The organism is Streptomyces sp. NPDC006643 (assembly GCF_042870175.1).
Lineage (GTDB): Bacteria > Actinomycetota > Actinomycetes > Streptomycetales > Streptomycetaceae > Streptomyces.
The window spans coordinates 79,451-92,222 of the sequence record NZ_JBIAHA010000009.1 but is presented as its reverse complement, the minus strand read 5'-3'; the positions used below and the strand labels follow the sequence as shown (position 1 = coordinate 92,222).

The window sequence follows — 12,772 nt, the reverse complement described above, 5'->3', positions numbered from 1 at the left end:
CGCGCCTTGTTCACAGCGAACACACAGTTGATCCTTGGCATGCACACGGAGTTCGCCCATTCCAGAGGGCACCGGAGGCCGAACAACCCCCTTGCCCAGGCACGTTGGCCTGTGACTAGGGTGACCGGCTCGCTCGTGATGGATCTTCACCGATCCACCATCCGCTCTCCACGAAGGATGCTCTCTTGCGCCCCAGATCAGAGTTGTTCAGACGAAGATCACGTAGCTTCGCGCTCCTCACTCCGCTCATCACCTCCGTCGCCGCCCTCTCCGTCCTGGCCGGTCTGACCGTCCAGCCGGAGCTGATCGACCGGTACGCCTCACCGTCGGTCGAGCCGGTCGCCGACCACGACTGGTACGAGGACACCCCCGCCGAGCAACTGCGCCAGGACCAGTGCCTGATGAGCGACGTGCTGCGGCTCGGCGGGCCGGCCATGGCCACCACGGCGCAGACCGGACTCGGCCAGACACCCGAACAGCTCCGTGTGCTGGCCGACCGTGACCACTGGGAGGACACGCCTCTCGCGGTCGCCTACGACAAGGACCGGGACGCCGCCGGCGCGGAACTCGACGCCATCAACTCCCTGCACGACAGTTGGAAGGCCCCGCTCGCCGGGCTCGACAACCCGCCCGGATTCACCGTGACGTCCTTCGCCTGGCCGCCCGGCACCAGCAACGACGGCCGGAAGACCTTCCACGCCCAGACCGGTCTGAGCAAGTGGGTCGCCGACCGGTTCTGGCAGGACGAGGGGGACTTCTACGAGGACCCGACCCCCGCGGCCGACGCGAAGACACTGGCCGCCGTCAAGACCCTGGGCGCGCCGCTGTACGGGGCCGATCCCGATCCGGCGCTCCCCTACGAGGAGTGGAACCGGGCGCTCTCCGAGAAGGACGCCTACGAGCATCTGACGGACTGGCCGCTGGAGCACCCCGGCGCGGACAACGCCCGGCTCTTCCTCGCCTCGGGCGGATTCGCCCGCACCGCGCCCCTGCCCGGCACGCCGGAACACCGCATCGCCGTCGAGGACCTCAAGTCCCGGTTCGCCGCGTGCGCGTGGCGTGACCCGATGGACCCGAGCAAGGTGCTGGGCGACGTCTCCGCCACGGCCGCCGCGGAGTGGCAGCGCGAGATCTCGTCCCAGGCCACCCAGCGCGACCAGATCCTCAACTCGAACAAGACCGCCACCAAGGCGCTCGCCACCGGCTCCAAGGCGCTGGGCCAGATGCTGGGCCACTCCTGGGTCGCCGACCATCTGACCCGCTGGCAGGACTACTGGTCCGCCGGCGGCATCGGCTGGGTCGGCGACTCGCCGACCGTGATCCAGATACCGGGCGCGGCGGGCAAGTGCCTGGGCGCCCAGGGCGCCGCCACGGCCAACGGCACGCCGGTCGAGCTGATCACGTGCAACACCTCGACGGCCCAGCAGTGGGAGGTCGGCGGCGACGACGCGGGACTGCACCTGCGTAACAAGAACTCCTTCAAGTGCCTGGACCTCGCGACGAACGGCACGAAGATCCAGCTCTGGACGTGCAACAGCACCCCGGCGCAGACGTGGGAGTACGGCATCCGGGCCGCCACGACCTTCAAGAGCGCGAGCACGGGCAAGTGCCTGAACTTCCCCGCGTTCACCAACGGCCAGGACGCGCTGGCGGCCACGTGCAACACCACCAGCGCGCAGAAGGTCACGGTCAAGGTCTCCGCGCACAACGGCCCCGTCACCCCGGCGGCGGATTTCAACCGCGTCAAGGCGTCCGTCGCGGCGGCCCAGTCGTCCGCGAAGACCCAGCTCGCCGTCATCAAGGCGCAGGCGACACTCGCGGCGAACGCCGCGACCGCCACCGAGACCGCGGAGAAGGCCGCGTACGCGGTGGCGGACGCGGCCGGCGCGCCGCGCGGCCGTGGACTGCTGGTCGGCCAGCAGAAGGCGCAGGTCACGCAGGGCGCGGCGGCGGCGCTCGCCGCGCTGGTGAAGGCCGGTGAGACCGCGGAGGCGGCCACCCGGGCGGCGGCCGGCGACAGCGCGACGATCGCGCAGCGGGCGCTGACCCAGGCCGCGCAGTCGAAGGCGGAGTTCCGCAAGGAGGCGGCGTACACCGCCGAACTCCAGGCGAAGGCCGCGGCGGACGCGGCCAAGCTGCACCGCGACAACGCCAAGAAGGACAAGGAGACGGCCGAGGCCAAGCTCGCCGAGGCCCTGGCGGCCGAGGCCGACGGCAAGGCCGCCGCCGCCGACGCGCACGCCAAGCGGCTCCTGGCCGAGTCGGAGGAGGCGACGGCGAAGAAGGAGAAGGAGACCGCCGAGTCCAAGCAGGCGGACACGGCCCGGCACCGGCAGACCGCCGAGGCGGAAGCGGCGAAGGCCGACGAGGCCAAGGGCAAGGCCGAGACCGCCGAGGCCACGGCGGTGGCCCGCAAGGAGGACGCGGAAGCGGCCCGGGACCGAGCGCGGGATCTGCGCGACGACGCCTGGGACGCGGAGCAGAAGGCCGACGCGGCCCGTGCCAAGGCGGACGCCAAGCAGGCGTACGCGGCGGCGCACGAGTCCGACAGCGACGCGGAGGAGTCCCGGGCGGCGGCGGACGCCGCCGCCGCGCACGCCGATGACGCCGAGGCGGCAGCGGGCCGGGCGCGCACCGCGGCCGACGCCGCGACCCAGTCGGCGGCCGACGCGGACGCCGCCGCCACCCGTGCGGAGGCCGCCGCCAAGCGGTCGCGCGCGGCGGCGGACGGTGCCAAGGCGGCCAAGCTGAAGGCCGACGCGGCGGTACGGACCGCGACGAGCGCGGCGGCCGACGCCATCGACGCGTCGGAGCACGCCGCCGCGGAGGCGAAGCTGTCGGTCGAGTTGGCCGACGAGGCGGAGGCACAGGCCAAGACGGCCAAGACACACGCCGACGCGGCACAGGCGGAGGCCGACAAGGCCGTGGTCGCCTCGGTGAAGGCGGCGGGCTTCGCCTATGTCACCGCCCAGGCCGCCGTGGACGCCGGCAAGGCCGCCGCCCAGGTCGCCGCGCCCGCGAACGACGCGATCCAGCTCGGCTCGCCGTATGTCACCAAGGACTCGGCCGCCGGGCTCGTGGTGCTGACGGGGCAGGCGACGAAGACGATCGCCGAGCAGCAGAAGTCCGTCGCGGACGCGCACGCCAAGAACGCCGTGGAGGAGGCGGCTGCGGCCAAGGTCATCGCCGACACGGCACAGGGCGACGCCAAGGCCGCCTACCAGCACGCGGCGAACGCCGCCGGGTACGCGGCGAGCGCGCGCGGCTATGCCAAGGAGGCTCTTGGCTACGCGGCCGACGCCGCGACGGCCGCCGCGAAGGCGCAGTCGTCACTGGCCCGCACCATCGAGTACGACCGCCAGGCCACGGCCGACGCGGCGGCGGCCGACAAGGCGGCGGGCCGCGCGGAGGGTTACGCCGAGGAGGCCCGCGACTCCGCGGACCAGGCAGCCCTCGACGCCGACGCGGCCCGCTCGGCGGCGGCGCAGGCCGAACAGGCCGCGGAGGACGCCCGCTCGGCGGCGAACCGCGCGGACGAGGCGGCCACGGCGGCCGAGGAAGCCGCGAAGGACGCGCAGAAGTATGCCGAGTCGGCGCAGAAGGCGGCGGACGAGGCCGAACGCGAATCCGCCAACGAACAGGTCAGTACCGGCGCGGGCACCGGTGTCGGCGGCACGTTCTACGTCGTTGACGAGGACAGCGTCAAGGTCACGGACACCAAGCAGGACAAGCCCTGCGAACTTCCGCCCGGCTTCGGCACGAGCTGCACCGTCTCCTTCACCTACACGTTCGACCTGACGGTCGACTACTACCTGTGCGTCAACCCGGACGTCCCCGCGACCGAAGCCGGGTGCGCCGCGGTGGACACGGTGCACCTCGGGTCCGAGCCCTTCAAGGGCATGACCAAGAAGGTCACCCAGACCTTCACCCAGGGAGACATCCTCAAGGGGCTTCTCCAGAAGTACCTCGAACTCGGCAAGGCGATCCTGGTCCAGGACTTCCTGGACTGCTGGCACGGCAGTGCCAGCGGTTGCGCCTGGGCCGCGGCGGCGTTCGTACCGACCTCGGTCGCCACGAAACTCGCCGCGGCGGTCAAGCTCGCCGCGCGGGCCGAACACGCGGCGAAGACCGGTGAGGACGCCGCACAGGTACTGGCCGATCTGAAGAAGATCTACGGGGAGAAGGGCGCCCTCCAGATCGGCGACGCCGCCTCCGCGGCGGGCATGGGCTTCCGTATCGCGGCCGGCGCGGCGGAACGGGCCAAGATCGCCCGTGGCACCCTCGACGCCAAGCTGCTGGACAAGCTCACCGCCGCCGGCGTGAAGTTCAACAAGGCGGACACGATCTGGATAGCCGAGTACGCGAAGCCCGGTCTGGCCCTCGCCTGGCTCGAGAAAGGTAACGTCCACGCGGGCCTGGTCCACATCATCTTCCGGCACGCGGGAGAGTTCGCGACCGCCGGCGTCCGGGTGGAGGACATCCCGGCCCTCGTCAAGACCGCTCTGAACCAGGGCAAGAGGGTCGGCACCCAGGGAACAGGAAGGCCGATCTTCGAGGTCACCTTCAACGGCAAGGTCCAGCAGGTCGCCATCAGCGTGGGCGACAACGGATTCGTGATCGGAGCAAATCCCGTATGACCTTCGACGAACCGCGGCATCTGTTCCTGCGGACCGTTGACGAGCCGTCGCCACTGTACGAGCCGGCGGATCCCGTCGGTGCCTGGGACGACCTCGGCGCCTTCACGCGTAACGTGCCGCTGGACGATTCCCGGCTGGGCCTCCCCGCCGAGCTGGCGGACGAGTTGCGGTCCTGGTCACTGACCCGTCCGGCCGGGGGCTTCACCGCCCGCCCCGCCCTGCGCAAGTACGTCAAGCGGGGTCTGACGGCCGCCCAGCGGCTCGCCGGACACCTCGGACCGTCGTGGACGGTGCGTTACTGGGACGAGGGTCTCGGAACGGCGAAGTGGGTGTGCTGGGGCTGCGACCGTCTCCACTGGGAGCGGGACCCTCATGGCACTCCCCCGCACCCGCTCGACATCACGCTGGAGGGGGAGTTCGGGTTCGCCCCGCTGCGCTCGGAGGGATTCGGGGACTTCTTCCCGGATGATCCCGCCGCCGCCATGAATCTGTCCGACGGCCTCGTCACCGCTCTCCACACCTGGGCGCGGAGTATCGAGACCACCCTGAACCTGTATGTACGGGACCGGGAGGACGGCAAGTACGACGGCGAGTGGCAGCGGTTGTTCCGCGAGGGGCAGGACATGGCGAAACAGCTCGCGCACGAGCTCGGCCCCGCCCGGACGGTGACCTACAAGGGAGTGGCGAACGGAGGTCTGGACGCGCTGACGTCGGTCACCTGGCGAGGGGACAGACAGTTGTAGACGGCCGGTCACGGACCCGATGAACGCGGCCGGTGGAGCGGGGAGCCAGTCCCCCCGTTCCACCGGCCGTCCGGCACCCGCCCACGCGCTAACGGATCGGCATCCCCGACAACGTCCGGGCGATGACCAGCCGCTGGATCTCGCTCGTGCCCTCGAAGATCGTGTAGATCGCGCTGTCGCGGTGCATCCGCTCCACCGGGTACTCCCTGGTGAAGCCGTTGCCGCCGAGGATCTGGAGCGCCTGGGCGGTGACCTGCTTGGCCGTCTCGCTCGCGTACAGCTTCGACATCGAGCCCTCCGCCGCGGTGAAGGGCTTGCCCGTGGCCGCCATCCAGGAGGCGCGCCACACCAGCAGCCGGGCGGCGTCGATGCGGGTGCGCATGTCGGCGAGCGGGAAGGCGACGCCCTGGTTGTCGATGATGGGGCGGCCGAACTGGGTGCGGGTCCTCGCGTAGTCGAGTGCCACCTCGTACGCGGCGCGCGCCGTGCCCACCGCCATCGCGCCGACCGCGGGGCGTGACGCCTCGAAGGTCGCCATGGCCGCGTTCTTCACGCGCTCACCGCCGCCGCCCGTCCGGGCCTCGCGGGCGCGTGCCAGCCGTTCGTCCAGCTTCTCCTTGCCGCCGAGCAGGCAGTGTCCGGGAACGCGTACGTCTTCGAGGACCACCTCGGCCGTGTGCGAGGCGCGGATGCCGTGCTTCTTGAACTTCTGGCCCTGGGAGAGTCCGGGCGTGGCCGGCGGGACGATGAAGGAGGCGTGGCCCTTGGAGCCGGCGTCGGGGTCCACGACGGCGACGACGACGTGCACGTTGGCGATACCGCCGTTGGTGGCCCAGGTCTTGGTGCCGTTCAGCACCCACTCGTCCGTCGCCCCGTCGTACACCGCGCGGGTGCGCATCGCCGCGACGTCCGATCCGGCGTCGGGCTCGGAGGAGCAGAACGCGGCGACCTTCACGTCGTCCACGTCGCCGTACATCTGCGGGATCCAGGTGCCGATCTGCTCGTCGGTGCCGTTGGCGAGGACGCCGACGGCGGCGAGTCCGGTGCCGACGATGGACAGGGCGATGCCGGCGTCGCCCCAGAACAGTTCCTCCATCACCATGGGGATGGAGAGGCCCGTGGGGTCGAAGTACTGCTGTGCGTAGAAGTCGAGGGAGTAGACACCGACCTTGGCGGCTTCCTGGATCACGGGCCAGGGAGTCTCCTCCCGCTCGTCCCACTCGGCTGCCGCCGGGCGGATGACGTCGGCGGCGAACCCGTGCAGCCAGTCGCGTACCTGCTTCTGGTCGTCGTTGAGTTCGAAGCTGAACTCGGCCATCGTCTTCCTCCAGCACTGCTGTTACTTACGGTAACAACAGTCTGTTACCGGCAAGTAGAGGATGTCAACCCGCGGCGGGCTGATCTGCGAGGACGCCGGGCTTGGTGTTACGTTGCCGGGGCGTCACGGAATCGCTCGGGCGGGGAGACACCCATGGGGACCACACAGCAGGCCGACCAGCACCGCTCAGCTCATCAGCGGCGCCGTCAACTCCTGGAGGCCGCCGACCGGGTCGTGCTGCGTGACGGGCCGAAAGCCTCGATGAACGCCATCGCGGCCGAGGCCGGTATCACCAAACCGATTCTCTACCGCCACTTCGGCGACAAGGGCGGGCTCTACCGGGCCCTGGCGAAGCGTCATACGGACGCGCTGCTGGGCGCGTTGAAGGCGGCGCTCGACGCGCCCGCCGACCGCCGCGCACGGGTGGAGGCCACGCTCGACACCTATCTCGCGGCGATCGAGGCGCGCCCGCAGGTGTACCGCTTCCTGATGCACCCCGCGGACGGCACTGTCGGCGGTGCCGGCGCGGCCGGGGCCGGTGACACCGCCGACGCCCAACTCCCCGAGCAGGGCTTCGACGTGGGCCGCCACTCGGCCCCACTGCTGCGCCGTCTCGGCGAGGAGTTGGCCGTGGTCATCGAGGAGCGGGTCGATCTCGGGCCCGACAGCGCGCAGTTGGCCCGCGTCTGGGGCCACGGGATCGTCGGCATGATGCACGCGGCCGGCGACTGGTGGCTCGGCGAACGCCCTTGCTCACGCGCGCAGTTGGTGAGCAGCCTGGCCGATCTGCTGTGGGGCAGGCTGGCACTGGTGGACGACCGGGACGGCAGCCCGGGTCTCTGACACCGGGCCGCACCGCCCCTTCGGAAAGTAGCGTCGTCCGCCCGCGGGCCGGGCCGCCCGGACCCGCCCTAGCTCCAGGACGCGCGACGCGCCGCCCGCAGGACCTTGGCCCGGCGCAGGCCCGTCAGCCGGTCCGGATAGACCAGCCCCTCCAGGTGGTCGCACTCGTGCTGGAGACAGCGCGCGAAGAATCCGGTGCCGTCGATCCGTACCGGCGCGCCGTCCGCCGTCACGCCCTCCACCACCGCGTGGTCTGCGCGCTCCGTGCCCGCTTCGAGGCCGGGCAGCGAGAGGCATCCCTCGGCGCCCCGTACGGTGACGCCGTCCATCGTGACCAGCCGGGGATTGACGACGTGCCCGAGGTGCCGGACGTCCTCGTCGTCGGGGCAGTCGTACACGAACACCCGTAGCGGCACGCCGATCTGGTTCGCCGCGAGACCGACGCCGCGCGCGCGGTACATCGTGGCGAACAGGTCCTCCACCAGCCGGGCGAGCCCGGGCCCGAAGTCGGTGACGGGTCCGCAGGGGCTGTGCAGGGTGGGGTCACCGAGCAGCCGCAGGGGATGCACCCGTCCAGTACTGCCCGGAATCAGCCGGTTTCGCATGGGTCCGCCGTGAAGTCCGCCGCGCGCTCAGCGCGTTCGATCGCCGCCATCGCGCCAGCGTACGTCGGCCCGGCAACGGCGTCCGCCCGCACCGGGTTTACCGGAACGTGATGCGCCGCATGTCTGGTTTTCATCGGTCACCTGTGCTTAGAGTTGCGCCACCGAATTAATCTCAGAGTGAGAGGAATTGTGGCAACTACCTCGCTCCCCCGCACCTCCAACCGCAGCGCCGTGATCGCGGCCCTGCTCTCCGGCGCGGACATGGACCGTCAGAGGCTCATCGCGGACACCGGCCTGAGCCGGGCCACGGTGTTCCGCATCGTGGACGACCTGATGGCCGAGTCCCTCGCGCTGGAGGGTGTCCGGGTGCTCCGCGAAGGCCCCGGCCGACAGTCGACATCCGTGAGTTTCAACCACCGTTCCGCTCTGGTCTGCGGAGTCGACCTCGGCGGCACCAACTGCCGGATCGTGGTGGCGGACGCGCTCGGCCGCGCCCTCATCCGAAGCCGGGACACCACACCGCGCGACGCGACGGCGGACGAACTCGCCGCCTGGGTGGCCGACCGGATCACCGATCTGGTCGCCCGGCACGGCGACGGAGTCCCGCTCCGCACCGTCACGATCGGCCTGCCGGGTGTCGTCACCGGCGACGGACGGTCCGTCGTGGCATCGCACAATCTCGGCCAGATCAAGGGCACCGGTTTCATCGAGAAGGTCTCCGCGCTGCTCGACGTCGAGACCGCCGTCGGCAACGACTCCAACCTCGCCCTGCTGGGCGAACTCCAGTACGGCGCGCTGCCGGACCGGGAGACCGCCGTGCTGCTCGCCATGGGCACCGGCCTCGGCTCCGCCGTCTCCATAGACGGACAGGTGCTGCTCGGCAGGACGGGCCTGCTCGGCGAGTTCGGCCGGCTTCCGCTGCCCGGCCGCGACGAGCGTCTGCGCGATCTGCTCTCCGGAGCCGACCTGGTGGCGTACGCACGCGGCCGGGGCGTGCGGGTGCCGACGGCGCGCGCGCTGTTCGAGGACCCGGAGGCGTACGCGCCGCTGCTGGCCGAGGTGCACGGCGCGCTGGCCCATCTGGTCACCGTCGTCGCGCTGGCGTACGAGCCCGGCACCGTGGTCCTCACCGGCGGCTTCTCGGAGTCGTTCGACACCGCGCGGCTGACCGCGATCAGCGACCAGGTCGCCGACACGGTCGGGGTCCGCAGTGTGGTGCGCCGCTCCGACCTCGGGGACTCGGCGGGCCTGCTCGGCTCGATGGCGTCCTCGCTCGGCCGGCTCTACGACTCGCTGGGCGTGAGCGCGGACGACGCGGCGTCGGTGGCCGTCGACCGCGATCTGGTGATCCGGCGTCTCGCGGACTGCCCCACCGCCCCCGGCATCACCATCCCGGCCCCCACGGCCGACCCGACCCCCCGCACCAGGCACGACGAGCAGATGGCAGAAGGGTGACAACGATGAACCGATCACGGACCCGGTGCGCACTCGCGGCGATTCCGGTCCTCGCGCTCACACTGACCGCGTGCGGCGGTGGCGGGGTGGCGAAGTCCGACTCCGACAACAAGCTGACGATCTGGATGATGACCGGCGGTCCCGGCGACAACCCCTTGATCAAGGAGGCGACCGCCGAGTTCAAGAAGGACCACCCGGACATCGCGGTGGACATCGAGATACAGCAGTGGGACGGCGTGGCCACCAAGATCACCACGGCGCTGGCCAGCGGCAACCCGCCGGACATCGTGGAGATGGGCAACACCCAGACACCGCTCCAGACCTACTCCGGCGGTCTGGCCGACCTCACGGACAGCAAGAAGTCCTTCGAAGGCTCCGCCGACTGGCTCACCGGTCTCTCCGGCCCCTCCGAGTTCGACGGCAAGCTGTACGCCACTCCGCTCTACGGCGGCACCAAAGTGGTCATGTACAACAAGAAGATGTTCGCGGACGCGGGCATCACCTCTCCGCCGAAGACCCTCGCCGAACTCCAGAAGCAGTGCGGCACGCTCGCCGACGCGAACAAGGACACGGCCAACTTCTCCGGCTTCTACCTGCCCGGCCAGTACTGGTTCAACGGCATGCCCTTCCTCTTCGCCAAGGGCGGCAAGATCGCCTCCCAGAAGGACGGCAAGTGGCAGGCGGAGATGTCGTCGCCGGAGAACCAGGCCGGCCTGAAGGCGTGGAAGTCCTTCCAGAACACCTGCTCCACCCCCTCGTCGGTCGGCGTCAACACCGACAGCCCCGACCAGGACCAGCTGTTCGCCGACGGCAAGGCCGCCATGGCGTACGTCAAGGCGTGGGAGCCGGCCGCCGTCATCGAGAAGAACCCGAAGATGAAGGACAACATCGGCTTCTTCGCCATGCCGGGCTACACCGCGGAGAGCGCGATGCCCGTGATCGTCTCCGGGTCGACCATCGGTATCGCCGCGGGCAGCCCCGACCGGGACGCCGCGGAGGACTGGCTGCGGATCGTCACCGGAAAGAAGTTCCAGCAGAAGATGGCGCTGAAGCTCAACCTGCTGCCGATCTCGCCGTCGTTCACCCCGGCCGGTGTGCCGGAGCAGCTGACCGTCGCCTCGCAGGCCAGCAAGGTGAGCCAGCCGCTGCCCAACAGTCCGGGTGAGGCGACGCTGGAGACCGAGCGCTACAACGAACAGTTCTTCTCGAAGATCGCGAGCGGTGCGGACATCGCCTCGTCGTCGGCCGCGTACGACAAGCACGCGACGGACGCCTTCAACTCGCTGAGCGACTGACACCCCTGGACGCCTGATGGCACTCACTGAGAAGCACCGTCCGGTGCGCGCGCCGGACCGGGGCCGCCGCACCGGACCACCCGGCCCGCGCCGCAAGGCGCGGCGGTCCCGGATGCTCCCCTGGGCGATGCTCGCCCCGGCGCTCGCCGCGCTCCTGCTGATCCAGGGCTATCCCCTGCTTCGGCTGCTGACCCTGTCGACGCAGGAGTTCGGCCCCCGGTCGCTGTTCACCGGGCAGTCGGACTTCATCGGCCTGGACAACTTCACCCGGATCTTCACGGACTCCGACTTCCTGGCGGTCCTGCTGCGGACCGTGGTGTTCACGCTGGTGTGCGTGACACTGCTGATGGTGTTGGGATTCCTGATCTCGCATCTGCTGATGACGATCTCGCCGTGGGCCCGTGTCGTCACCACCGTGTGTCTGGTGCTGGTGTGGGCGATGCCCATGGTGGCGGCGACCCTGGTCTGGCAGTGGATGTTCCAGCCGCAGTACGGCGTCGCCAACTGGCTGCTCACCCAGCTCAAGGTCTTCGGGGACATGTCGGTCTACGACTGGTTCTCCCATCCCACCCAGGCGCTGGGCCTGATCATCCTGCTGACGGTCTGGAAGGGTCTGCCGTTCGTGGCGCTGACCCTGTTCGCCGCACGCGGCCAGATATCCGAGTCCCTGTACGAGGCGGCCCGCCTCGACGGCGCGGGGACGCTCCAGATGTTCCGCCACATCACCATTCCGATCATGCGGCCCGTCCTCGCGATCCTCACCATTCTCGAAGTGATCTGGTCGGTGAACTCGTTCACCCCGATCTGGGTGCTGACGCAGGGCGGCCCCGACGGGGCGACCACCACGCTCGGCGTGTACGCGTACATCACCGCGTTCAGCCGCAACGAGTACGGCAGCGGCGCGTCGGTCGCGGTGGTGACCGTGGTGATCCTCGCCCTGTTCTCCGTCGCCTACGTACGCAGGCTGTCCCGGCAGGGAGATGTCGTATGAGCGCCTTCAAGACGTCACCACGCACGACCGCGCGCAAACGGCGCTCCGTCAACAACGCGATCGCGATGGCGGTCTCCGCCGTGATGGTGTTCCCCGTCTACTGGATGGTGGCCACCGCGCTCAAGGAGCGGTCGGACATCCTCAGCGCCGTACCGAAGTTCATCCCCTGGCCGCTGAGCCTGGAGAACTTCACCCGGGCGCTGGACAAGCCGGGCTTCTGGACGTTCGTCCGCAACTCCCTGACGGTGACGGTCTCCTCGGTCGTCCTGTCGCTGGTCATCTCGCTGTTCGCGGCGATCGCGATCGCGCGGTTCCGGTTCGCCGGCCGCAAGGCGGTGCTGACCGTCCTGGTGCTGGTGCAGATGGTCCCGGCGGCGGCGATGGTCATCCCGGTGTATCTGATGCTCCGGTCCGTCGGCGGACTGGACTTCCTGCCGGGCCTGGTCTTCACGTACATGACCTTCGTGCTGCCGTTCACGATCTGGACGCTGCGCGGATTCGTGGACGGGGTGCCCGTCGAGCTGGAGGAGGCCGCGCTCGTGGACGGGTGCGGGCGGTTCCAGATGTACGTACGGGTGCTGCTGCCCCTGCTGATGCCGGGGATCGTGGCGACCTCGATCTTCGCCTTCGTCAACGCGTGGGACGACTACATCTTCGCCTACGTGATCATGAAATCGCAGGACAACTACACGCTGCCGGTCTGGCTCGTGTCGTTCAAGACCTCGGAGAGCGTGGACTACGGCGCGATGATCGCGGCCTCCACCATCTTCTCCATCCCCGTACTCGTCTTCTTCCTGCTGGTGCAGCGCCGCCTCGTGGGCGGCATGACCAGCGGCGCGGTCAAGGGCTGAGACCCCGGCGTCCGGCAGCGCCGGACGACCACCG

General features: G+C 70.1%; 9 protein-coding genes. 7 read left to right on the top strand and 2 right to left on the bottom strand.

Going from position 1 to position 12,772, the window contains the following annotated elements; genetic code table 11:
• Positions 1-401 precede the first annotated feature (401 nt).
• Positions 402-4,637: an RICIN domain-containing protein gene (locus tag ACFYNU_RS14405; RefSeq protein ID WP_356585732.1), complete on the top strand. Its 4,236-nt coding sequence runs from the start codon at positions 402-404 to the stop codon at positions 4,635-4,637.
• Positions 4,634-5,380 (top strand): hypothetical protein, encoded by a 747-nt coding sequence (locus ACFYNU_RS14400; protein ID WP_356585502.1) that lies wholly within the window; start codon positions 4,634-4,636, stop codon positions 5,378-5,380. The genes ACFYNU_RS14405 and ACFYNU_RS14400 overlap by 4 nt, the downstream gene beginning before the upstream one ends.
• Before the next feature lie 88 nt (positions 5,381-5,468).
• Here ACFYNU_RS14400 and ACFYNU_RS14395 read toward each other — a convergent pair whose 3' ends face one another.
• The gene (locus ACFYNU_RS14395) at positions 5,469-6,698 is read right to left on the bottom strand and encodes an acyl-CoA dehydrogenase family protein (RefSeq protein WP_356585501.1); all 1,230 of its coding nucleotides are present in this window, start codon (positions 6,696-6,698) and stop codon (positions 5,469-5,471) included.
• 153 nt (positions 6,699-6,851) lie between these two features.
• Here ACFYNU_RS14395 and ACFYNU_RS14390 point away from each other — a divergent pair, with 153 nt between their 5' ends.
• Positions 6,852-7,541 (top strand): TetR family transcriptional regulator, encoded by a 690-nt coding sequence (locus tag ACFYNU_RS14390; RefSeq protein WP_356585500.1) that lies wholly within the window; start codon positions 6,852-6,854, stop codon positions 7,539-7,541.
• A 68-nt stretch (positions 7,542-7,609) separates the two neighbouring features.
• On the opposite strand, the gene def is transcribed toward ACFYNU_RS14390, so the two are convergent.
• A complete protein-coding gene (gene def, locus ACFYNU_RS14385; RefSeq protein ID WP_356585499.1) occupies positions 7,610-8,146 on the bottom strand; it encodes a peptide deformylase in 537 nt (178 codons plus the stop codon).
• 189 nt (positions 8,147-8,335) lie between these two features.
• On the opposite strand from def, the gene ACFYNU_RS14380 reads away from it, so the two are divergent.
• From ACFYNU_RS14380 to ACFYNU_RS14365, 4 genes are read left to right on the top strand one after another with little or no spacing between them, the layout of a single operon-like run.
• Entirely contained in the window at positions 8,336-9,601 is a 1,266-nt protein-coding gene (locus tag ACFYNU_RS14380; protein WP_356585498.1) for an ROK family protein, read from the top strand.
• 5 nt (positions 9,602-9,606) lie between these two features.
• The gene (locus ACFYNU_RS14375) at positions 9,607-10,896 is read left to right on the top strand and encodes an extracellular solute-binding protein (protein WP_356585497.1); all 1,290 of its coding nucleotides are present in this window, start codon (positions 9,607-9,609) and stop codon (positions 10,894-10,896) included.
• Between the two features lie 16 nt (positions 10,897-10,912).
• Positions 10,913-11,887, top strand: a complete 975-nt coding sequence (locus ACFYNU_RS14370) for a sugar ABC transporter permease (protein ID WP_356585496.1) — start codon at positions 10,913-10,915, stop codon at positions 11,885-11,887.
• The gene (locus tag ACFYNU_RS14365; protein ID WP_356585495.1) at positions 11,884-12,738 is read left to right on the top strand and encodes a carbohydrate ABC transporter permease; all 855 of its coding nucleotides are present in this window, start codon (positions 11,884-11,886) and stop codon (positions 12,736-12,738) included. The genes ACFYNU_RS14370 and ACFYNU_RS14365 overlap by 4 nt, the downstream gene beginning before the upstream one ends.
• The last annotated feature ends 34 nt before the right edge of the window (positions 12,739-12,772 follow it).

Excerpts from the sequence above, each read along its gene's own strand:
- ACFYNU_RS14370 (WP_356585496.1), top strand. The coding sequence starts at position 10,913 with ATGGCACTCACTGAGAAGCACCGTCCGGTGCGCGCGCCGGACCGGGGC.
- ACFYNU_RS14375 (WP_356585497.1), top strand. The coding sequence starts at position 9,607 with ATGAACCGATCACGGACCCGGTGCGCACTCGCGGCGATTCCGGTCCTC.
- ACFYNU_RS14390 (WP_356585500.1), top strand. The coding sequence starts at position 6,852 with ATGGGGACCACACAGCAGGCCGACCAGCACCGCTCAGCTCATCAGCGG.
- ACFYNU_RS14405 (WP_356585732.1), top strand. The coding sequence starts at position 402 with ATGAGCGACGTGCTGCGGCTCGGCGGGCCGGCCATGGCCACCACGGCG.
- def (WP_356585499.1), bottom strand. The coding sequence starts at position 8,146 with ATGCGAAACCGGCTGATTCCGGGCAGTACTGGACGGGTGCATCCCCTG.
- ACFYNU_RS14395 (WP_356585501.1), bottom strand. The coding sequence starts at position 6,698 with ATGGCCGAGTTCAGCTTCGAACTCAACGACGACCAGAAGCAGGTACGC.
- ACFYNU_RS14365 (WP_356585495.1), top strand. The coding sequence starts at position 11,884 with ATGAGCGCCTTCAAGACGTCACCACGCACGACCGCGCGCAAACGGCGC.
- ACFYNU_RS14400 (WP_356585502.1), top strand. The coding sequence starts at position 4,634 with ATGACCTTCGACGAACCGCGGCATCTGTTCCTGCGGACCGTTGACGAG.